The following is a 22,094-nucleotide window of genomic DNA, read 5'->3' on the forward strand; positions in this document are numbered from 1 at the left end:
TAGCGTCTCCTTAGATTTTGTTCAGGGAGGTCGGGATGAAGTCCCAATATCGCGTAGTGGTCATCGGAGGAGGCGTTGTAGGGGCGTCGGTTCTGTATCATCTGGCCAAGTTCGGCTGGTCGGATGTCGTCATGCTGGAGCGGCGGCGGTTGGCGTCTGGTTCGTCGTGGCACGCGGCGGGTGGCATCCATGCTTTGAACGCTGATCCGAACATGGCGTCTTTGCAGGCCTATACCATTGATCTGCTCAGCGAGATCGAAAAGGAATCGGGCCAGAATATCGGCCTGCACATGACCGGTGGTCTCACGCTCGCCGGAACCCCCGAACGGTGGGAGTGGTTACAGGCCAACTACCGCATCTTCCAGTCCATCGGCATCGACGATTGCGAATTGTTGAGCCCGGAAGAGGCGCAGAAGCGTTGCCCGATCATGTCCACGGATGGTGTTCTGGGTGCGATGTGGGCAGATCGTGAAGGCTATATCGATACAACCGGCACCGTTCAGGCTTACGCGACCGCGGCCAGAAAAAGAGGTGCGGAATACTACGAGGAAACCAAGGTTGAGGAACTGATCCAGACGGCGGATGGCTGGCAGGTGGTGACCGACAGGGGCACGATCACCTGCGAACATGTGGTCAACGCCGCCGGTCTGTGGGCCAAACAGGTGGGACGCATGGCGGGGGTCGAGCTGCCGGTTTCTCCGCTGAAACACCACTATCTGATCACCGACACGGTGCCCGAGGTCGCTGCGGCCGATTTCGAGATGCCGATGACCGTGGATCTGGAGGGCTTCACCTACATGCGGCAGGATCAAAAGGGTGTTCTGGTCGGCATATACGAGGTCGATCACGAGCACTGGGCCATGGACGGTGCACCCTGGAATTATGGCGAAGAACTGTTTCAGGAGCAGCTGGACCGTATCGAAAACGAGCTGATGCTGGGGTTCGAACGCTATCCGGCGATCCAGAACGTCGGTATCAAGACATGGGTGAACGGCGCGTTTACCTTCTCGCCAGACGGAAACCCGCTGGTCGGCCCGGTGCCGGGCAAGCGCGGCTATTGGACCGCCTGTGCGGTGATGGCCGGGTTCCTGCAAGGCGGCGGTGTCGGTAAGACGCTGGCCGAATGGATGATCCATGGCGAGCCTGAGGCAGATGCCTGGCCAATGGATGTCGCACGGTACGGTGATTTTGCACAGAACAAGCGCTATATCCGCGAAACTACCGGCCAGTTCTATTCCCGCCGCTTCGTGATGACCTATCCGAACGAGCAACTGCCCGCCGGGCGGCCGCTGAAAATGGCACCGGCGCATGACGCGATGACCGAGGCAGGGTGCAAATGGGGCGTGAGCTGGGATCTTGAAGTGCCGCTTTATTTCGCGCCGAAAGGGTTCGAGGAAACGCCTACTCTCAAGCGTTCGAACGCGCATGACATTGTGGCCGAGGAATGCAAAGTGATCCGCGAAGGTGCGGGCTTGCTGGATATTTCGGGCTTTTCGCGATTCGAGGTTTCCGGTCCGAACGCGGAAGACTGGCTCGACAATGTCATGGCGTCGAAACTGCCCGGCCCGGGCCGCGCCAAGCTTGCCCCGATGCTGGGTGAAGACGGACGCCTGAAGGGCGATCTGACCGTGCTCAACTGGGGCGACGGGACCTGGTGGATCATGGGCAGCTACTATCTGCGGGCTTGGCATATGCGCTGGTTCGACGATCACGTGACGGATGGGGTCAATATCCGTGATTTGGGCGAGGAATACTGTGGCTTTGCCGTGGTCGGGCCGAAGTCACAGACGGTTGTCGAAAAACTGGCGGAACAGGATATCTCGGGCTTGAAATTCATGGGCTGCGGCGATTTCGATATCGGCCTCGTGCGCGCCCGGGTGGCCCGCATGTCGGTGACCGGAGAAAAAGGGTACGAGATCAACTGTCGCTATGGCGACCACATCAAGCTGCGCCGCATCTTGCTGGAAGCGGGGGCCGAGGAAGGTATCCGCGAATGCGGCTTCAACGCGATGCTGTCAACACGGCTTGAGAAGAGCTTTGGCATCTGGTCGGCGGAATTCACGCAAGCCTATACACCGGGTATGACCGGAATGGATCGCTGGATCGACTGGGACAAAGACTTTGTTGGAAAGGCGGGCGCGCTTGCCGAACGCGACGGCAACGGCCCCGCGCAAGTTCAAGCGACACTGGAAATTGATGCTCTGGACGCAGATGCCAGTGGATACGAACCGGTCTGGGCTAATGGAGAGCACGTTGGTTTCGTAACCTCGGGCGGTTACGGGCATTATGTTGGCAAGTCCTTGGCGATGGCGCTGATCGATCGGGACAAAGCCGAACCGGGCACGGAACTGTCCGTCCACGTGGTGGGGGTTGAACGTCCGGCGCGCGTGATTGCGCCGTCGCCTTATGATCCTCAGGGCAAAGCGATGCGAGGCTGATCATGACTGCTCCGGAGCGAGGACGCCGACGGCGGGGGCGAGGGGCTGAAGCCGCCCCGCAGCCCAGCCGCGATGTGAACTATCGCCACCTCAGGAATCCTTTTCCATTGATGGAAGTGTTCCTGGTCGACCAAATCGCAGACATGCATGACACCGCGTTGCGGACACTGGAGGAGTTGGGGGTAAAGACCCTGCTTCCCGAGGCGCGGAAACTGTTCAAACAGGGCGGCGCGCGGGTGGATGAAGACAGTGAGATGGTTTTTATCGGACGCGAGATCGTCGAGACCGCTGTCGCCTCAGCGCCCAAATCCATTGCCTGTCGCGCCGGTGCCCGGCGTCGCGATTTCAATCTGGAATTGGGCTCGTTGGTATTCCAGCCCGGAGCCGGTGCCCCGAATGCCACCGATCTTGAACGCGGTCGGCGCCCTGCGACGGGTCAGGATTATCTGGAATTTCTGAAGCTCACGCATCATTTCGACGTGTTTCAGATGATTTCGCCTCAGGTTGAGCCTCAGGATGTGCCGACCCATCTGCGTCACTACTTCACGACCCGGGCGCAGATGGAACTGACGGACAAGTTTCCGTTCTTCTTTTCGCGTGGAACCCCACAGGTGATGGACTGCTTTGAGATGCTGACCACAGCCCGCGGTCTTTCGGATGATGCGTTCCGGGGCCATGCGCATTGCTACACGATCATTAACACCAACAGCCCGCGCACGTTGGATATCCCCATGGCGCAAGGTCTGATCGACTTCGCCCGCCACGGTCAGATGTCGATCATCACACCCTTTACCCTGATGGGCGCGATGGCACCGATCACCGTGGCCGGGGCGATCACCTTGTCTCATGCCGAGGCCCTTGCCGCGCTGACTTTGACCCAACTTGCCAATCCTGGTGCTCCGGTCTGCTATGGCACGTTCACCAGTAATGTAGACATGAAGTCCGGTGCGCCCGCCTTTGGGACGCCGTCGCACTTTCAGGCATCGCTGGCCGCGGGCCAACTGGCGCGGCATCTTGGATTGCCCTGGCGGTCGGCTGCCGGATCGGCGTCAAACATCAACGATGTACAGGCCGCAAACGAGAACCAGTTTGGGCTTTGGGGATGCCTTATGGCCGGCGCAACGGTGATCATCCACTCCGCAGGCTGGTTGGAAGGCGGGTTGACGGTTTCCTTCGAAAAGCTGGTCTGCGATGCGGAAGTTCTGAACATGGTCGCCGAACTCTGTGCGGGTGCGCAGGCGGGGCCGTCCGAGATTGGGTTTGAAACTGCATTGAGCGAGGTTGAACCCAGTGGTCACTTCTTTGCATCAAGCCAGACGATGGAGCGCTACAACACTGAATTTTATCAACCGCATGTCCATGATTACGCCAATTTCGGCACTTGGGCCGAGCGTGGTTCGGTGGACGCAAGTCATCGGGCGACGGACGTTTGGAAGGGCATTCTGAATGACTTCCAAGCGCCCGCTGTCGACAATGATCGGATAGGTGATTTACATGACTTCATTGCCCGTCGTACCGCCGAGGGCGGTGCACCTCCGGAGAGTTGAATGAATACGAAACCGATCCTTCATCGTGATGACCCTGAGGCCGAACCCTTGGTCGGCAACATCAAGGTCACGCGTGACGACTGGCTGAACGTGGCGATGGATGTGCTGGTTTCGGACGGGGTGGACCAGATCAAGGTTCTGAACCTGGCCGAACGGATGGCGGTATCCCGATCGTCTTTCTATTGGTACTTCAAATCCCGACAAGAGTTGCTGGATGCATTGCTGGCCCGCTGGCAGGCGACCAACACGGCCGCTTTGATCGCGCAGGCCGAAGCCCCGGCCAAGACGATCACGGCGGCCGTCTGCAACGTGCATCGTTGCGTGGTGAATACCCAGTTGTTCGACACCGCGCTGGATTTTGCCGTACGTGATTGGGCGCGCAAGTCGGGCAAGGTGCGACGTACGCTGGACCAGTCGGACGCCCGCAGGCTGGAAGCGCTGCACGCCATGTTTGCCCGCTACGGATATTCCGAGATCGAAGCCGAAACCCGGGCACGCGTGCTGTATTACATGCAGATTGGTTATGATCTGGCGCAATTGAACGAACCCATTGAGATGCGGCTTTCGATGGTGCCACATTACCTTTACGCCTTTACCGGTGTCGAGCCGAAGCCTGAAGAAGTTGAAGAATTCAGCGCATACTCCCTGCGCTTTTGGAAAGGAAACCAGACATGAGCCAACCAGACGCAATCATCATCGGTACTGGCGTGATCGGCGCGGCCATTGCGTTCGAGATGTCCAAAGCGGGATGGAAAACCCTGTCATTGGATCGGAATTCTCAGGTCGGGCACGGTTCTACGGCCGGGTCCTGTGCGATTGTCCGGATGCATTATTCCACTTTCGATGGAACCGCGTTTGCCTGGGAAGGATACCACTACTGGCGCGACTGGGCTGAGTATCTTGGCTTGCCGGAGGACGCGAACCTTGCGCAGTTCCGCGAAACTGGTTGCCTGGTCATGAAGACCGAAGCGAACGGGATGCTGGAAAAGCACATGCGCAATTCGTCCGATTTGGATTGCCCGTTTGAGGAATGGTCAGGTGAAAAAGTGGTTGACCGCTTGCCGGTTTATTCGCTGGACAGCTTTGCCCCGGCGCGGCGCATGGATGATCCGGAATTCGGCCAGCCCAACGGGCGCAAGATGTCGGGCGGTGTGTACTGGCCTCAGGCGGGATATGTCACAGACCCTGCCTTGTCGGCGCAGAACCTGATGGATGCTGCGAAACAGCACGGGGCCGAGCTGCGTACCGGCGCTGAAGTCACGGAAATCCTGACCGAGGACGGGCGTGTTTCCGGTGTCAAGCTGGCTTCGGGCGAGGAAATCCACGCCAAAGTCGTTGTCAACGTTGCGGGACCGGGTTCGGCCTTCATCAACGGGATGGCCGGTGTTCTGGACGATATGACCATCAAAACCCGGCCCTTGCGGCAGGAAGTCGTGCATGTTCCCGCCCCGGAAGGGTTCGACTTTGAAAATGACGGAACCATCGTCTCGGACAGCGACATTGCCTGTTATTGCCGCCCGGAACACGGCAATCACATCCTTGTTGGATCGGAAGACCCGGAGTGTGATCCGCATCAGTGGTGCGAGGACGATGTGAACTACAATCGGGAATTCACCGACCAATGGACCACACAGGCGATGCGGTACGCGCAGCGTGTGCCCAGCCTTGGCATTCCTTCAAAGACGCGCGGTGTGGTTGACCTATATGATGCTTCGACCGACTGGATTCCGATCTATGACAAATCCAGCCTGCCGGGGTTTTACATGGCCTGTGGTTCCAGCGGAAACCAGTACAAGAACGCGCCGATTGCGGGCAAGATGATGGCAGCGCTGATCGACTACTGCGAAAGTGGCGCGGATCACGACGCGAACCCGTTGCAGTTCGAATTGCCATACATCAAGCGGACAATCGACGTGGGTTTCTACTCACGCAAACGCCCGATCAATGAAGAAAGCAGTTTCTCGGTTCTGGGCTAGCCGCGTTATGCAAAAGGTCTATGTCGTGTGGGGCTGTCAACAAGCGTGGCCCCACTATGACCGACCCAAAGACCACCGTATTGATCCTTGGTAGTGCCCCTTCGGCGCTGGCGGCGCGGACATGGTCGCGCGTGCCATTCACATATGTCGTTGCCATCAACAACGCGTGGCGCATCCGAGACGACTGGGATTACCTGATCCATCCTGAAGATTTCCCGGCAGAGCGCCGCCCTGCGGTCGTCCTCGGTACTCAACACATAGTCACTGCCGACGAATACGTCCCCAGACAGAATCACTATGGTGGGTTCGTCTACGCTGGCGGAACGATGGCTTTCACGGCTGGATATTGGGCTTTGTCAGCTCTGGAACCGGATGTACTGGCGTTTTTTGGCTGCGACATGATGTATTCAGGTTCGGGGCGAACGCATTTTTATGGAAACGGCACTGCAGACCCGTTGCGAAAGGATGTGACACTGCGCTCGCTTGAAGCGAAATCCGCACGGCTGGGGCTTTTCGCGGGCGCTCAGGGGTGCAGAACCGTGCGGTTGTCCAATGGGCCGAGTCGGCTGGTTTTCCCGTCAGCCAGGATATCCGACCTGACTGCAGCACCGCTTCCCGCTGTTAGTGCCATGCAAAAAGCAAGGCGTTTTGAAAACGACCTTGGATACTATGTTGCCTCGGGTCGGTATTGGGAAGTTGAGCACCGGTTCGACCCTGATGAGATTGATGTGCTGGATCGGATGTGGCTGTCGGCCTATCGGCTTGGTGTATTGGACCATGCAGCCTAGCACGGATCAGGCGGCGGCGAAGGTGACCCACGCCCAAACCATCGCCAAATAAGTCAGGTTGTGCATCAACTGATCTAAACCTGCCGCGCGCCAAAAAGCGGCTTGCGTTGGCTCAAGCCGCTTTTTGTCTGAATAGCTGGCTTTGATGTAATCGATATTGAAATGGATAAACCACTCCAGCGCCGCGATGATCAGAATGAAAAGCAGCGGTGCGCCGAATACCAAAAAAACGACGACAGAACCCACAACATGCACAGCGGCATGTTGCGCGCGTCCCAAGTGAAAATACTCACCCCGGCCGGAGAGCATCTTCGGTGTCTGGAGGTAGTAGTCAGCGAACATATGCTTGATCAGCAAAAGACAAAGCATAAGAAACACTGCGCCAAAACTGGCTGCCAAAAGAACCCTCCCGATATCGTTCTCAGGCCAACATTAGGCAATAAAACGGGCTCGCGTAAATGAACTAGTTCACATTACATCAAGAAATTTTCCAAAAGGAAAAAATTTGCTTATCCTATCTGGATGACATTTGATTCATGCTGTTGAAATTGCATGCATTACGTTCAATCCGCGTCGTCGGTCAGCAGCAGGGGCAGGTTCCATAGAACGCACAATATTCCGCTTTATCTGGAAATACTCCAAGCGCGAACAGCTGATCCTGCTGGCCGTGACGGCGACGTTGTTTCCGTTGCTGTACCTCACTCTTGAGTTGCCAAAACGAATAATCAATGACGCGATCGGGTCGTCCACCTCCGAGGTGACAGTCTGGGGCTATTCTATGTCGCAGACCAATTTTCTGATTATTCTGTGCTTTGCCTTTCTGGCGGCAGTGCTGTGCCATGGCCTGATGAAAATGCGCATCAACACCATGAAAGGTGTGCTGAGTGAACGGATGCTGCGGCGCTTTCGCTATCAGTTGATCAATCGGGCGCTGCGCTTTCCTCAACCCTATTTCGAGCGAGTCAGCCAGGGCGAGATGGTGTCAATGATCACCGCCGAAAGCGAGCCGATGGGCGGCTTGATGGGCGATGCGATCAGTCAACCTGTTCTGCAGGCCGGGCAAATGATCACCATACTTTCCTTCCTGTTCCTGCAAAGCGTCTGGTTTGGGCTTGCCGCTGTGGCCCTCATTCCGCTGCAGGCCTGGTTGATCCCCAAACTACAGCGCCAGATCAACCTGCTGAACAAAAAACGCATTCAGGAAGTTCGCGTTCTCGCCGCGCAGATCGGCGAGAACGCGGTGGGCGCGTCCACCCTGCGGACCAATGGCGGCTGGCGTTATCGGCGGTCGATGATCTCTGAGCAATTGGGTCGCCTGTTCGGCATCCGTTTCCAGATCTACCAAAAGAAGTTCTTCATGAAGTTCCTGAATAACTTCATCTCGCAGCTTACACCATTCATGTTCTACCTGATCGGCGGTCTGTTGGTGCTTCAGGGTTCAGTTTCGCTGGGGGCGCTGGTTGCCGCATTGGCTGCGTACAAGGATCTCAGCTCACCATGGAAAGAGCTGCTGACCTACTACAACCAGACCCAGGACATGTCGCTGCGCTGGGACGTGGTCATTGACCGGTTTGCTCCGGCCGGAATGCTAGATGAAACCTTGTTTGAAGGTGAACCTGCCAAGTGGCCACACCTGAACGGCAAAATTGTTTTGGATCGTGTTTCGGTTCGGGACATGGATGGCAATCAGGTGCTTGATGATTTGGACCTCAGCTTTCCTGCCGGGAAGACAATTGGTATCGCCGCACCAAGTGAAGAAGATCGACGCGCCATTGGCGAATTGCTGACACGGGAAATACGGCCCAGTGCTGGTCAGGTGCGGATCGGAGATCTGAAACTGGCTGAGTTGCATCAGGCAGTTGTCGCCGTCCGTATCGGGTATGTCACATCGCGCCCAGTCATGTTTCAGGGTACGTTGGGCGACAACGTGATGATGCCGATGCGGTTCAAACCGCTGACTGACTCCACGGACGATCCGGATTTTCTCGAATCCCTGAGGGCGGGGAACAGTGCCGACCCGTTCAGGGCGGAATGGCTTGATCCATCTCTGGCCGGCTTTCAGGACGCCGCAGAATTGCGTGCCTGGTGGTTGCAGTTGATTGATGGAATGGGGTTTGGCGCAGCGCTGTTCCAACGGGGCGCGGAACAATGTTTTGATGCGGCCGAGCATTGTGAACTGGCAAAGAAACTGATCGAGTTGCGCCCGCTTGTGCAGCAAGCCGTTCGTGAAGCGGGACTGGAACAACAGGCACTTGTCTTTGACCGGAACGCGTATAACGCGGCCCTGCCTGTGGCTGAAAACCTGCTTTTCGCAACGCCACGTGTTCCTGTGACACAAGCTTTGCTTGCGCAACAGAAGGTTTTTCTAGGACAGTTACGCGAATTGGGGCTGGACGAGACATTGATCGCGTTGACCCGCGATGTGATCGAAATGCTGCGCCAGATCTTCGGGATCGATGGAACGGACCACCCGTTGTTCCAAAAGCTCGGTCTTGACGCAAAGACCTATGAAGTCGCGGTGGATCTGGTGGACCAGACCCGCAAAGAAGGTTCGGACGGGCTGGATGACGAACAGTTGGCCAATATGCTGGCCGTCCCTTTTGTGATCTCTGCCGAACAGATCGGGCCTGCGTTCACGGACGAACTGAAGGATCGCATCCTCGAACTGCGGCACAGCCATTCCGAGAAACTGATGGAGCGTTTGAAGGACGTCTTCGTTCCACTGGATCCGGACGTCTTTGCGCCTGGATTGACGGTCATGGAAAATGCGCTGTTCGGGAAAGTCAGCCAAATTGGCGGGGCCCGTTCGGATGAAGCCCGCAAGCTGATTGTCGATGTGTTGGCGGAAAACGGCGCGCGCCCATTGGTTACTGAGTTGATTTATGATGTTCAGGTTGCTCTGGGTGGTCAGAATCTTCCGGCGGTGTTTGCCGAACCCTTGGCCTTTACACGTGCGGCGATCAAGAAACCTGATATTCTGATTCTGGAAAACGCGCTGGCCAGCTATGACATGAAAACGCAGGTGGCCGTCTTTAAACGGCTCCGTGAGCTGCTGCCGGAAACCACTGTTATCTATTTGAATGATCGGTTCGAAAACCCCGGTGCATTCGACATGTACGTGGAGATCATGCAAGGTCGTGTGGTCTCGGACGGAGGACCCGTGGAAGTGGAGGAAGACAGTGCAGCATCGGCAGATTTGACGCGGAAACTACGCGCCTTGGAACAAACCCCCTTGTTTTCGGGTCTGGATCGGCGGCAGCTGCGTCTGCTGGCCTTTGGTGCGCGCTGGTTTGATGCCGAGCCAGGGCAGGTGGTATTCTTGAAAGATGACCAGCCCACCGACGGCGCCTATGTGGTTTTGGAGGGCGAAGCAGGTCTTTACCTGCCACAAGAACAGGGGCCTGACCAATTGATCACCAAAGTCGGGCCTGGCGCTTTGGTCGGAGAGTTGGGCCTGATCAGAAAAGAACCACGTGCGCTAAGCATGGTGGCAGAAACCCCGCTTTCCTGTTTGCGGATCGGTGAAGAAGAATTCCTTGCCGTTGTGGAAAACGATGCAGCAACCGCGTTCAAGCTGTTGCAGGTTATTGCCGGATATGTGTCTAATTAGCGATCAGCAGTCCGTGTCGCAGAACAGATCGTAAAGCAGACGGATCACTTTTTCAGTGTTTCCGTCGCGCAATGAATAGTAGATCGTTTTGCCTTCCCGACGCGTCGAGACCAACTCTTCCTCGCGCAGGCGGGCCAGCATCTGGCTGACTGCGGCCTGCCGCAACTGAAGTAAATCTTCAAGCTGGCCGACGGATTTTTCACCACTACCAAGATGGCACAAGATCATCAGGCGCCCCTCATGCGCCAGTGTTTTAAGAAATGCAGCCGCGCGTGCTGCACTATCTTTCATGTCCGACGGAGCGTCTGTTAGGTGTGCCTGAGGTCCGGTTTCGTTTAGTGCCACTTTCTGACCGTTGTATCGTGATTTGTGATGGCAATATGCATCAAGGCCACTGGTATTGTCACCCCTCGGTTGCCGGAGCACCCCCCTGAAAAGCGTTGCCGTCAACGTAATCGCATGGGTCCTCCTGCATTTGCAGATGCAACCCTTCTCCGTCATATGCGTGTGCGCGGGCCAGGTCTTCGTCGACATCGATCCCAAGGCCCGGAGCTGTCGGGGCGGCGACGAACCCATTCTCGATCCGGATCGAGCCCTTGATCAGTTGATCGTGGAACGGTGTTTCGATGGTTTCTAAAAGCAGCAGATTAGGAATGGAAGCGGCCAGATGGATGTTGGCGGCCCATTCGACCGGACCGGCATACAGATGCGGTGCCATCTGAGCGTTGAAGACCTCGGCCATGGCTGCGACTTTCTTCATCTCCCAGATTCCGCCTGCACGTCCCAGCGCCGGTTGCAGAATCTCGGCTGCTCCGGCACGCAGGACGGCTCCGAATTCTGCCTTCGTGGTCATCCGCTCTCCGGTAGCAACCGGTATGCGTACGTTGCGGGCGACGCGGGCCATATCTTCGATATTGTCAGGCGGTGTAGGTTCCTCGAACCAAAGGGGCTGATATGATTCCAACGCCTGTCCCAGCCGAATAGCCCCGGCCGTGTTGAACTGGCCATGTGTGCCGAACAGAAGATCCGCCCTGTCCCCCACGGCCTCGCGGATCGCTTTGCAGAAGGCGACGGACATGGAAATGTCACTCATCGCGGGCATATGGCCGCCGCGGATCGTATAGGGACCGGCCGGGTCGAATTTCACGGCGGTGTAGCCGCGGCGCACCATTTCCGCCGCCGTTTCGCCCGCCTGTTCGGGAGAGGTCCAGAAATCGTTCAGGTTGTGCTGAGGCAGGGGATACAGGTAAGTATAGGCCCGAATCCGGTCATTCATCCTGCCACCCAGAAGCGCGTGGACCGGCCTGTCCCGGTCTTTGCCCAGAATATCCCAGCAGGCAATTTCCAACCCCGAGAACGCACCCATCACCGTCAGGTCCGGGCGCTGCGTAAAGCCGCTGGAGTAGGTGCGACGAAACATGAGTTCGATGTTCTCGGGGTTCTCGCCCAGCATATGTCGTTTGAACACGTCCTGAATGACATGACGCATCGCCTCGGGCCCCACGGACGAGGCATAGCATTCACCCCAGCCGGTGATGCCGGTATCAGTCGTCACTTTGACAAGTATCCAGTAGCGCCCTCCCCAGCCCGGAGCGGGCGGGGCGGTGACGATGATGTCGAGATCCTGCAGTTTCATCCCAAATCCTTTCGGTGGGTCAGGTCCTGTCGAACAGGATCACGTTTCGCTTGGCCGATCCGGTTTTGGTGTCGGCGATGGCCTCGTTGATCTGATCCAGTGACCAGCGGCCCGAGATCAGCTCATCCAGTTTCAGCCGTCCCTGTGCGTACAGGTCCACCATCCAGGGTATGTCACGCTGAATGACAACGTCGCCCATTTTCGACCCGACGACGCCCTGACCCAGGGCTGCCAATACAACGGGTTCATAGCTGGCCATGTCACCGGAATGTGGCATCCCGATCATGATCGCCTTACCGCCGCGCCCAAGATAGCGCGGGGCCTGATCATAAGCGGGAATCGCGCCGACGGTGATCAGAACGGCATCGGCACCGCGTCCACCCAGCGCCCTGTATGCGGCTTTCCATGGTTGATCCAAGCTGGCCAGGACGCCGTGGGTCGCGCCGAACTCTTTGGCGATCTCAAGCTTTTCTTCGGTCATGTCCACGGCCACGATCCGCCGCGCGCCTGCAATCCGCGCGCCTTGAATTGCGTTCAGGCCAACCCCGCCCGCCCCAATGACCACAACGTCCTGACCGGGGCGCACGCCTGCCGCATTCACCGCAGCACCAACCCCGGTGATCACGCCGCAGGACAGCAGGCTGGCCAGTTCCTTGGGCAGGTTTTCGGGGATTTTGACAATCTGGCGGTGGCTCACCACAACCTTTTCGGCAAAGGCCCCGCATGCCATCGCCTGTTCGAGTGGGCCGCCGTCGCTCGTTTTCAATGGTCCTTTGACAGTATCGTACGGTGTTTCGCAAATTGTCGGTTGCCCGCCTGCACAGGCAGGGCAAGACCCGCAGGCGCGGATCAGAGTCACCACCACAGGGTCGCCGACTTTGAAATCTCCTGCCGCCTCTCCGGCCGCGCTGATCACGCCTGCGGCTTCGTGCCCGTAAACGGCTGGCAGGAACCCTCCCCATGCTCCGTCAGCATATGAAATGTCCGAGTGACAGATGGCTACAGCCTCCAGTTTCACCTCGACCTCGCCCGTGCCGGGGGGCGCCAGATAGACTTCTTCGATCACCAATGGCTCGCCAAATGCCCGGCAGACTGCTGCTTTGATTTTTTGCATGTTTTCCCTCACTCCGGTTGGATTCACGGTGGCGTGGGAAAAGGCGGCTCGCAAGGCAGAAACCGCCATTTGCGTGTCGTTGTTACGCTACGGCAGGCCGGGACCGCCTGAACAGAAGAAATCCTGCCAGCATCAACAAAAGTGCCAACAGAAAAGGGGCGCCGGGCAGGTAGAGCGGGGTGTCGGGTCGAATGAACTGCGCGAATACGCTGGTCATCACCAACGGTGAGATCACCATGGAAAGCGCATGCAACGCAGTCAGGACACCTTGCAATTCGCCTTGCTGCGAATCTGGTGTGGCCCTTGACATCATTGCCTGAAGGGCGGGCGTGATGACCGCCCCAATGGCGGTAATTGGGATGAGAAGCAGTGCGATCAGGCCGTTGGTCAGAAAGGCCAGAATGGCAAAGCTTATGATCTCAAAAACCATGCCATAGATGATTGTACCCCGCTCGCCCAAAAGCCGGATGGCCGGGCGGATCAGGCCGCCTTGCACGACGGCCATTCCGATACCATAGACACCAAGAGATAGGCCGATCATTTGCGGTGACCAACCGAACCGCTCGGTTGTGAAGTAAGACCAGATGGCGGGATAGACGTAGATTGAAACCGAATACAGGAAATAGACCCACAGCATCGGCCGGATGCCCGGCAATGCTGCAATGGCGCGAAGCGAATTCACCGGATTTGCGCGCCGCAGGTTGAAATCACGCCGGTTCTCGGCGGTTACCGTTTCAGGTATCACGAAGTATCCGACGCAAAAGGTCAGCGCCGCCAACCCTGCCGCAGCCCAGAATGGCGCCCGGGTTCCGAATTCGCCAAGCAATCCGCCAATCACCGGACCCAGGACGAAACCTACGCCAAAAGCCGCGCCCAGAAGGCCGAAATTTGCGGCCTTGTCTTTTGGGTCGGACACATCCGCCATGAAAGCCGCGGCTGTCGAATGGGTGGCCGCCGTAATGCCTCCGATGATACGACCGGCCAGCAAAAGCCAGATGCTGCCCGCCACGGCCATGACGATGTAGTCCAAGGCCATAACGAACAAAGACACCAGCAATACGGTTCTGCGCCCATAAGCATCGGACAGGTTTCCCAGAATGGGCCCAAAGATGAATTGCATTGCCGCAAACGCTGTACTCAGCACACCGCCCCAGATTGCGGCATTGGCCAGGGTGCCGCCCTGAACCTCGACAATCAGTTGCGGCATGATCGGCATCACAAGACCAATGCCCATGGCATCGATCATGACGATGCTGAGGATGAAGAAAAACGGCAGACGCATGGGACCAGAACAAATGAGTTGTGTGCGGCACCCTATTCATGCTCGACGAATGAGGGAAGAGAGAGTTCGCCCTCACAACCCATGTCGTTAAGACAGGTTACTAGAGTTTGCCTGCCAGTTCGGACAAAAGCTCAGCCAATTCCTGCGGATGTGAAAAAAACGGTGAATGTGAGCTGTCGATTGTGCGCCGAAGATCTTCGGGAACGCAGGCACTCATGTCTGCCTGGTACTCGGTTGGAATCGTGTGGTCATCGGTTGTTCGGATATAGGCCTTGGGGACTTTGGCAAAGCGCGGACCGACTGTCAGCGGTGTTTCTTGTGGATGGATGGCTTGCGGACACAGGCGCGCGTACGCGTAAGGCAGGATGTCGTCCGGGCAGTCGTGATAAAACAGCTTTGGGATGGCATCTACGGACACGGTGTAGGAAAGCCCGTCTGCAGATTTTTCTACCGCGTGAACTATGGTTTGCCGCGGCCCGCGTCTGCGCATTTCTGCCATCGAAAGACCATCCCGAGGGACATAGGCGCACAGATAAATCAAGGCGCGCATCGCATTTGGACGCGCCTCGGCTGCTGCGCTGATCGGAAAGCCGGCCCAGGAATGGCCGACGATGATCGTATCGGGTGTACAGGCGTTCAAAATGGCATCGCGGCAACTGTCCAGCGTGACGTCGGCCACCGGCGTGGGGTCTGCACCATGGCTGGGCATGTCGATGGCGCGGGCGCAATGGCCCAGGGTTTCCAAAGCGGGGATCAGGTCGCGCCAGCACCAGGCGCCGTGACACGAGCCATGGACCAACAGGAAGGACGCCATGTCATTCTCCTTCAGACATGTCCGATTTCGGTCAGAAATCCGGTCAGGATTTCTGCGTATTCCGCGGGTTTCTCAACGCAAGGCAAATGTCCTGCGCGGCGGATCAGCCGAAATCGGGATCCGGGAACAAGATCAATCGTTTCCCGCACCAGATCGGGCGGTGTAGATCCGTCTTCGCTGCCCGCAATCCCAAGCGTGGGCAGGCGCAGGCCGCTTGTGGGGGTATAAAAGTCGGTACCGGCAATGGCGGCACAGCAGCCCAGATACCCTTCGACTGGTTGGCTGACCATCATATCGCGCCAGTGCAGGTGGTTTTGCGCGCGGCGGTATTCGCGCGAGAACCAGCGCTCCATCGTGGCGTCGGCCAGAGCCTCGATCCCACCCTTTCGCACCGCCTGAATGCGCTCTTGCCAGACCGAAGGCGTGGCGATCTTGGCAGCGGTGTTCGACAGCACCAGCGCACGAATCTGGTCCATGCGTTTGACCGCCAGCCCCTGCGCGATCATCCCGCCAATCGAGAGGCCGACAAAGACGCAATCGCGAACCTGAAGGTGATCCAGCAGCGCCTCTGCATCCCGCACCAAAGCGCCCATCGAATAGGGTGCAGGCGGCACCGAGGATTGCCCGTGCCCACGCTTGTCATATCGGATGATGCGCAGCCCGTCGGGCATGTATGGCAGCACCGCATCCCATAGATGCAGGTCGGTTCCCAGGGAATTGGCAAACACAATGGGTGCACCGCCCGTGGGGCCGTCGATGCGATAGTTCAGCTTCACGTCGCCCAGATCAGCGATCATCATGACAAAGGTCCTTGTCGTCACGGCGTTCCTGGTGCAATTTGCACGGCTTTGGTACACTTGTCAGGTCAGGAATTCCAACGCCTTAGCGAATATTTCCGGATCGACATTACCGCCCGAGGTGACGACGATCACATCGTCACCCTCGATCTCGTTGCCCCGGAAAAGGGCCGAGGCCAGCGCTACGGCACCACCGGGCTCCAATACGATTTTGAGGCGCAGAAATGCATGTGCCATGGCCTGCAACGCCTCTTCTTCTGTGACAGACATTCCGGGCCCACAAAGACGATGAAGAATCGGAAAGGTGATGTCGCCAGGCTGTGGTGTCAGGATGGCATCGCATATGTTTCCTGAAGCCGCAGTGTTGTTTTGAATTTGACCTGACGCCAATGATCGTTTGACGTCGTCGAACCCTTCCGGCTCACAGGGCCGCGCCCGCAAGTTCGGCGCGTGTTTTTCCAATGCCAGCGCAATGCCAGAGGTCAAACCCCCTCCGCCGCAACAGATCAGAACATCCGCATGCGAAACCCCAAGTTCCGCAGCCTGCTTCGCGATTTCAAGCCCAGTTGTGCCTTGCCCCGCGATGACCTGCGGTTCGTCATAGGGGCGGATCAAGGTCAGACCACGCTCTGCCGCGATGGCTTCGCCAATCTCCTCCCGGCTTTCATTCGCGCGATCGTACAAAACGACTTCTCCGCCCAGCGCGCGGGTATTGTCGATCTTGAGTTGCGGCGCGTCTGACGGCATGACGATGACCGAGGCAATACGATGTTTCGAAGCAGCCATCGCAACGCCCTGCGCGTGGTTGCCCGATGAATATGCGATCACGCCGCGCTTGCGTACGCCCTCATCCAGCGCGGAAATGGCCGACCACGCGCCGCGAAACTTGAAACTGCCGGTATGTTGCAGGCATTCCGGTTTGACCCAGATTCGGCGGCTTGCGAGGTTGTCGAGAAAGGGCGACGACAGGATCGGTGTTTCGCGGACGTGTCCTTTCAGCCGATCTGCGGCGGCTTCGATCATCTCAAGTGTGCTCATGCGGCGTTCTTCAATACCTTCTGTATCAGGTCCAGTGATTGGGGTTCGTTCAGGAACGGAACATGCCCACGATCGGGCACTTCGATCGAAATCAGGCCGGGAAGGCGGCTGTGCATCTCCGTCAGCGTGTTCGAGCCCAGAATATCGGAATTCGCGCCCCGGATCACACCGGTGGGAATGTCGCGCAAGGCTTCAAAGAGTATCCATAAATCCGGTGCTGCCCCGCTTGCAGCTTGCTCAAGAAGCGCTTTGCGCAAGGCTGGATCATATCGAAGTTTCAGCCCATCGTCCCGCATTTCATACTGAATTTCAGCCTGTTTGCGCCAGGTTTCCAACGGAACTCCGGGAAATTGCGCTTCCATGACGTGTTTCAATGCAGCGGCAGCTTCATCATGGGTTTTGGCAGCGGGTTGTGTGCCCACGTAGGCCATGATTTTAGCTATACCCGTCGGCTCGATAACTGGTCCCACGTCATTCAGAATAACAGCGGCAAGACGTTCAGGATGGCTTGCGGCCAGCGTCATGGCGATCAGTCCGCCGCGCGATGTGCCCAGAATGGCGGCTCTCTGGATCCCCAGAACATCCAGCAGCTCAATCGCGTCATGGGATTCGCGAAAGATGTTGTAGTTCATGTAATCGGGATCATATTCCGAACGGCCGCGCCCCCTGTAATCCATAGTGATCATGCGCAGGTCAGAGGCATATGGCGCAAAGAATGAAAAATCGCGGCTGTTTCGGGTCAAGCCGGCCAGACACAAAAGCGGTGTGCCGGTCCCGGTTTCCTCATAGTAGATGCGCCTGCCGTCCGTTGTCATGAATTCTGGCATCAGAGACCGGCCAACTTGGGAACCGAGGTCAAATCGGACAACACATGTGCAGGTGTCCACGGAAGGCGGTCCATAGGTTCAGAAATCCGATTGACCCATGCGGTTACAAAACCGTACCCGCTGGCCCCGGCAGCATCCCAACCGTTTGAGCTGACGAACAAAACCTCATCGCGGGCACAGCCAAACCTTTCTTGCACCAGATCATAGACGCGGGCATGGGGTTTGAAGACGCCGACACTTTCGACCGACAGAATATCATCCAGCACATCGCCAATCCCGGCAGATTGCACTGCGCCTTCCAGCATGGGGGGCGAACCGTTGGACAGGATGGCTGTCCGCAGCCCACCATCCTTGAGGGTTTTCAACATGGCAGGAACCTCAGGGTAAGCCTGCAACTCCCAATAGAGATCAAGCAGACGCTGGCGCAGTTCCGGGTCGCCTTGCAAGCCCGCGGCTTCCAAGGCCCAATCCAGCCCGTCCTGGGTGACATCCCAGAAGTCCGCATGCGCATCCGCTACGGCGCGTAGCCATGTGTACTGCAGTTGCTTCAGGCGCCAATGTCCCGCGACTGTGGGCCACTTGTCTTTCAGCGCTTCAAAGCCCGGCTCGTCTGCCGCCTGTCGGGCAGCCGCAGCAACATCGAATAATGTACCGTAGGCGTCGAACACACAGGTCGTGATCGCCATATGATCCTCCTCTGATTGCGCGCAGGTTGGCACATCGGGGAATGGGGTGAAAGGGCCGAGGCTTTACAACATTGTGTCAACCTCTAGGGTTGGCCGCTTAACTCTTTAGAACGGCCGGAGGCCACGATGACTGAAATAAAACAGGGCGACACGGTTCGCATTCACTACACCGGGACGTTGCTGGACGGAAAAGTCTTTGACAGCTCTGACGGGCGTGACCCGCTGGAATTCGTGGTTGGGTCGGGCCAGATCATCCCGGGTTTGGACAGTGCCATGCCGGGTCTGTCCACCGGGGACAAGACGCGGGTCGAGATTGCCTGCACGGACGCCTACGGCCCGATCAACCCTGCAATGTGTCAGGAAATTCCCCGCGAAGGTATTCCGGATGACATTCCTCTGGATCCCGGGACACAGTTGCAGATGCAAACACCAGAGGGTCAGGCCGTACCGGTAACGGTCGTGGATTCGAACGAAGCCACTGTTACGCTGGATGCAAATCACCCGCTGGCCGGGCAGGATCTGGTTTTCGAGATCGAAGTCGTTTCAGTCAACTAAGACGAGGTTCGGGCCGGATGTCCGGCCCGTATCTCAGCCCATCAGAGAGTGAATCGCGGCACGCATCTGTGGCTGAGTAAAGAAGACAAACACCAGCAACAGTGAAGTCAATGTTAGCAAAAGCACTCTGGCCCGTTGGCTGAGAAAACCGGGCTTACGCCGATTTTGCGTTGCGCGTGCATTGTTTGCGATGATTTGGTCTAGCTTGCTCATATTGTTTTCCTGCCGCGAAATGATGGTGAAATCTGGGCAGCGGCAGGGAAAGAAATAGTCACATGGCTTCGGGCTGAGGCATGCCCAGTACGTGGAAACCACCATCAACGCGGATGATCTCACCTGAAGTGCAGGCACCTGCATCCGAGGTTAGATACACTGCGGTACCGCCGACCGCTTCAAGTGTTGCGTTAGAACGCAACGGCGCATTCTGATCGCAGAACTTGTAGGTCTTGCGCGCGCCGCCAATGGCTGCCCCGGCGAGAGTCTTCATCGGTCCCGGGGAAATTGCGTTTACGCGGATGCCATCGGGCCCCAGATCGTTGGCCAGATACCGGGTTGCCGATTCCAGCGCAGCCTTTGCGACACCCATCACGTTGTAGTTCGGTACAACCCGGTTGGATCCCTGATAAGTCAGGGTCAGCAGGGAACCGCCATTGTCTTTCATCAAAGGATAGGCGCGGCGCGCGACCTCTATGAAGGAATAGGCCGAGACATCCATCGAATGCTTGAAATTCGCGCGTGTGGTATTCAGGAAACGACCTGTCAGCTCGGACTTATCCGAATATGCGATAGCATGGACCAAAAAATCGATGGTGGGCCAACGTTCGGCCAGTTCGCCAAAAGCGCGATCCAGCGACTCGTCGTCGGTGACATCCGCATCGACCATGAAATCGCTGCCCAGGCTCTGAGCCAGCGGCTCCAACCGTTTGCCAAATGCCTCGCCCTGATAGGTGAAAGCCAGTTCGGCACCAGCCTCGTGCATGGCCTTGGCAATGCCCCAAGCAATCGAGCGGTCATTGGCCACGCCCATGATCAGGCCGCGTTTACCTTTGAGAAGATCCGACATTACTTTCACCCGTTATACTTTGACAAAACCATGGACCCGTTTGTGCCGCCAAAGCCGAAGCTGTTGGTCATGACACTGTCCAGTCCTGCGTTTTCAACCACTTGAGTTGCAATTTCACCGGGCTGAATGCCTTCGGCAAGCGTATCGACATTGATCGATGGTGTAATGAAATCGTTTTCCAGCATCAGCAGGCAGAAAATCGTCTCAAGCGCACCCGCCGCGCCCTGAGCGTGGCCTGTCATCGACTTGGTCGACGAGATAGGTGGCACATTGCCTTCGCCAAAGATGCGACGCACGGCCTCGACCTCACCCACATCGCCGACGGGGGTCGAGGTGCCATGGGCATTGATATAGCCAACCTTGCGCCCCTCGGGCACGGTATCCAGAGCTAGACGCATCGCGCGCTCGCCGCCCTCACCTGAAGGGGCAACCATGTCGTGGCCGTCTGAAGTTGCGGCATAACCTGTAACTTCAGCATAAATTTTGGCGCCGCGCGCCAAAGCGTGGCCCAGCTCTTCCAAAACAACGATTCCACCACCGCCCGAGATCACGAAACCATCGCGGTTTTCGTCGAACGCGCGCGAGGCTCTGTCGGGTGTGTCATTATATTTCGACGACATCGCGCCCATTGCGTCGAACAGGCAGGACAGGGTCCAGTCCAGTTCCTCTCCGCCGCCGGCGAACATCACATCCTGCTTGCCCAGCATGATCTGTTCGGCCGCGTTGCCAATGCAATGCAGCGAAGTCGAGCAGGCGGACGTGATCGAATAATTTATGCCCTTGATCTTGAATGCCGTCGCCAGGTTTGCCGAAATCGTCGAGCACATGCATTTCGGCACGGCAAATGGCCCGATCCGCTTGGTCGCGCCTGTCTTCAGAACGGTCTGATGCGCCGTCAGCATGGCGCTGGTCGATGGTCCGCCAGAACCTGCAACCAGCCCAGTACGGGGGTTGACGATCTGGTCTTCTGTCAGCCCTGAATCGGCAATCGCCTGGCTCATGGCGATATGTGCATAGGCGGCCCCGGGACCCATGAAGCGCAATGTACGCTTGTCCACATGCTGGGCCACGTCGATCTTGAGCGTACCTGCGATCTGGCTGCGAAAACCATGTTCGGCCATCTGCTCGCTGGCCACGATCCCGGATTTGCCTGCTTTGAGCGAGGCCAGAACCTCTTCAGCATTGTTCCCGATCGAGGACACAACCCCCAGACCGGTGACGACTACTCGACGCATGTGCGCACTCCTTATTTCAGACCGTTCAGGTTCAAGCCTCGGATAGAACGACCTTCATGTCTTTGACATCATAAATCATCTCGCCATCGGCTTCGACGATGCCATCTGCCACACCCATTGTCAGGCGGCGTGTTTGAATCGCTTTTTTGAAATCGATTTTATACGTCAGCATCTTACGGTCCGGGCGGACCATGCCGGTCAGCTTTACTTCACCTACGCCGACAGCCATGCCGCGCCCCTGCCAACCACGCCAGCCAAGGTTGAAGCCGGTCAGTTGCCACAGCCCGTCAAGGCCCAGACAACCAGGCATAATCGGGTTGCCGGGGAAGTGGCAGTCAAAGAACCAAAGGTCAGGTGTGATATCAAATTCGGCCAGCACATTGCCTTTGCCGTGCAGACCACCATCAGCCGAGATGTCGGTGATCCGGTCCATCATCAGCATCGGTGGGGCGGGCAATTGTGCATTGCCGGGGCCAAATAACTCGCCACGAGCGCATTTCAGCAGATCATCTTTGTCAAAACTGCTTGGGAACTGGGCCATTCTGCCGCCTTTCCTGCCGGGGGTCTGTCTTTACATCTGGCCTCGTCTAGCACCCGTTTGCAAGGTCCTGCAAGAGCAGCTCGCCACATCATGTTGTGTTGACACTTATCTTGCGAATGAATTTCATTTGAAATTGCCGGTGATGCG

Annotated in this window: 21 protein-coding genes; 7 read left to right on the plus strand and 14 right to left on the minus strand. The window is 57.4% G+C overall.

Translation table 11 applies throughout. The features are described from left to right. The first annotated feature begins 35 nt into the window (after positions 1–35). The 5 genes from AC2FEB_RS08470 to AC2FEB_RS08490 are packed head-to-tail and all read left to right on the plus strand — an operon-like array spanning position 36 to position 6,749. Complete coding sequence (locus tag AC2FEB_RS08470; protein WP_496676739.1) at positions 36–2,438, plus strand: GcvT family protein; 2,403 nt, start codon at positions 36–38, stop codon at positions 2,436–2,438. Positions 2,439–2,440: 2 nt separating this feature from the next. Continuing rightward, on the plus strand, positions 2,441–3,985 hold the full coding sequence (locus AC2FEB_RS08475; RefSeq protein WP_496676735.1) for a trimethylamine methyltransferase family protein: 1,545 nt from the start codon (positions 2,441–2,443) through the stop codon (positions 3,983–3,985). Further along, positions 3,986–4,660, plus strand: a complete 675-nt coding sequence (locus AC2FEB_RS08480; RefSeq protein WP_117869816.1) for a TetR/AcrR family transcriptional regulator — start codon at positions 3,986–3,988, stop codon at positions 4,658–4,660. It begins immediately after the preceding gene. Continuing rightward, the gene (locus tag AC2FEB_RS08485; protein ID WP_117869815.1) at positions 4,657–5,961 is read left to right on the plus strand and encodes an NAD(P)/FAD-dependent oxidoreductase; all 1,305 of its coding nucleotides are present in this window, start codon (positions 4,657–4,659) and stop codon (positions 5,959–5,961) included. Before AC2FEB_RS08480 ends, AC2FEB_RS08485 begins: the two co-directional genes overlap by 4 nt. 56 nt (positions 5,962–6,017) lie before the next feature. After that, entirely contained in the window at positions 6,018–6,749 is a 732-nt protein-coding gene (locus AC2FEB_RS08490; protein WP_299898431.1) for a hypothetical protein, read from the plus strand. A gap of 6 nt (positions 6,750–6,755) precedes the next feature. Here AC2FEB_RS08490 and AC2FEB_RS08495 read toward each other — a convergent pair whose 3' ends face one another. Beyond that, a complete protein-coding gene (locus AC2FEB_RS08495) occupies positions 6,756–7,118 on the minus strand; it encodes a DUF3307 domain-containing protein (RefSeq protein ID WP_117872835.1) in 363 nt (120 codons plus the stop codon). 244 nt (positions 7,119–7,362) lie between these two features. Here AC2FEB_RS08495 and AC2FEB_RS08500 point away from each other — a divergent pair, with 244 nt between their 5' ends. Continuing rightward, positions 7,363–10,359, plus strand: coding sequence for a cyclic nucleotide-binding domain-containing protein (locus AC2FEB_RS08500; protein WP_496884010.1), 2,997 nt, complete (start codon positions 7,363–7,365; stop codon positions 10,357–10,359). Between the two features lie 3 nt (positions 10,360–10,362). On the opposite strand, the gene AC2FEB_RS08505 is transcribed toward AC2FEB_RS08500, so the two are convergent. The 9 genes from AC2FEB_RS08505 to AC2FEB_RS08545 all read right to left on the minus strand — a co-directional run bounded on the left by AC2FEB_RS08505 (position 10,363) and on the right by AC2FEB_RS08545 (position 18,553). Further along, a complete protein-coding gene (locus AC2FEB_RS08505; protein WP_117869814.1) occupies positions 10,363–10,650 on the minus strand; it encodes an ArsR/SmtB family transcription factor in 288 nt (95 codons plus the stop codon). Positions 10,651–10,762: 112 nt separating this feature from the next. Beyond that, a complete protein-coding gene (locus AC2FEB_RS08510) occupies positions 10,763–11,995 on the minus strand; it encodes a mandelate racemase/muconate lactonizing enzyme family protein (protein ID WP_496676732.1) in 1,233 nt (410 codons plus the stop codon). A 19-nt stretch (positions 11,996–12,014) separates the two neighbouring features. Next, positions 12,015–13,109 (minus strand): Zn-dependent alcohol dehydrogenase, encoded by a 1,095-nt coding sequence (locus tag AC2FEB_RS08515; protein ID WP_496676730.1) that lies wholly within the window; start codon positions 13,107–13,109, stop codon positions 12,015–12,017. Positions 13,110–13,191: 82 nt separating this feature from the next. After that, complete coding sequence (locus AC2FEB_RS08520) at positions 13,192–14,391, minus strand: TCR/Tet family MFS transporter (protein ID WP_496676727.1); 1,200 nt, start codon at positions 14,389–14,391, stop codon at positions 13,192–13,194. Between the two features lie 100 nt (positions 14,392–14,491). Continuing rightward, on the minus strand, positions 14,492–15,205 hold the full coding sequence (locus AC2FEB_RS08525) for an alpha/beta fold hydrolase (protein ID WP_496883997.1): 714 nt from the start codon (positions 15,203–15,205) through the stop codon (positions 14,492–14,494). A gap of 11 nt (positions 15,206–15,216) precedes the next feature. After that, positions 15,217–16,005 (minus strand): 3-oxoadipate enol-lactonase, encoded by a 789-nt coding sequence (pcaD, locus tag AC2FEB_RS08530; RefSeq protein ID WP_496676721.1) that lies wholly within the window; start codon positions 16,003–16,005, stop codon positions 15,217–15,219. 60 nt (positions 16,006–16,065) lie between these two features. Continuing rightward, entirely contained in the window at positions 16,066–17,040 is a 975-nt protein-coding gene (locus AC2FEB_RS08535) for a threonine ammonia-lyase (RefSeq protein ID WP_496676718.1), read from the minus strand. Then, the gene (locus tag AC2FEB_RS08540) at positions 17,037–17,867 is read right to left on the minus strand and encodes an alpha/beta fold hydrolase (protein WP_496676714.1); all 831 of its coding nucleotides are present in this window, start codon (positions 17,865–17,867) and stop codon (positions 17,037–17,039) included. Before AC2FEB_RS08540 ends, AC2FEB_RS08535 begins: the two co-directional genes overlap by 4 nt. Then, the gene (locus AC2FEB_RS08545) at positions 17,867–18,553 is read right to left on the minus strand and encodes a haloacid dehalogenase type II (RefSeq protein ID WP_496676711.1); all 687 of its coding nucleotides are present in this window, start codon (positions 18,551–18,553) and stop codon (positions 17,867–17,869) included. The genes AC2FEB_RS08540 and AC2FEB_RS08545 overlap by 1 nt, the downstream gene beginning before the upstream one ends. Positions 18,554–18,679: 126 nt before the next feature. Between AC2FEB_RS08545 and AC2FEB_RS08550 the strand changes: the two genes are divergently transcribed. Continuing rightward, positions 18,680–19,108: an FKBP-type peptidyl-prolyl cis-trans isomerase gene (locus tag AC2FEB_RS08550; protein WP_299639547.1), complete on the plus strand. Its 429-nt coding sequence runs from the start codon at positions 18,680–18,682 to the stop codon at positions 19,106–19,108. A 33-nt stretch (positions 19,109–19,141) separates the two neighbouring features. Here the strand turns inward: AC2FEB_RS08550 and AC2FEB_RS08555 are convergent, their stop codons facing one another. The 4 genes from AC2FEB_RS08555 to fabA are packed head-to-tail and all read right to left on the minus strand — an operon-like array spanning position 19,142 to position 21,947. Beyond that, a complete protein-coding gene (locus AC2FEB_RS08555) occupies positions 19,142–19,321 on the minus strand; it encodes a hypothetical protein (protein ID WP_496676708.1) in 180 nt (59 codons plus the stop codon). Between the two features lie 58 nt (positions 19,322–19,379). Next, positions 19,380–20,171: an enoyl-ACP reductase FabI gene (locus AC2FEB_RS08560; protein ID WP_117869803.1), complete on the minus strand. Its 792-nt coding sequence runs from the start codon at positions 20,169–20,171 to the stop codon at positions 19,380–19,382. Between the two features lie 5 nt (positions 20,172–20,176). Beyond that, positions 20,177–21,406: a beta-ketoacyl-ACP synthase I gene (gene fabB, locus AC2FEB_RS08565; RefSeq protein ID WP_299898452.1), complete on the minus strand. Its 1,230-nt coding sequence runs from the start codon at positions 21,404–21,406 to the stop codon at positions 20,177–20,179. 31 nt (positions 21,407–21,437) lie between these two features. After that, positions 21,438–21,947 carry a bifunctional 3-hydroxydecanoyl-ACP dehydratase/trans-2-decenoyl-ACP isomerase gene (gene fabA, locus AC2FEB_RS08570; protein WP_496676705.1) on the minus strand — a complete coding sequence of 170 codons (510 nt, stop codon included), beginning with the start codon at positions 21,945–21,947 and terminating at the stop codon, positions 21,438–21,440. Positions 21,948–22,094 lie beyond the last annotated feature (147 nt).

This window comes from Ruegeria sp. YTSC106 (assembly GCF_059609765.1).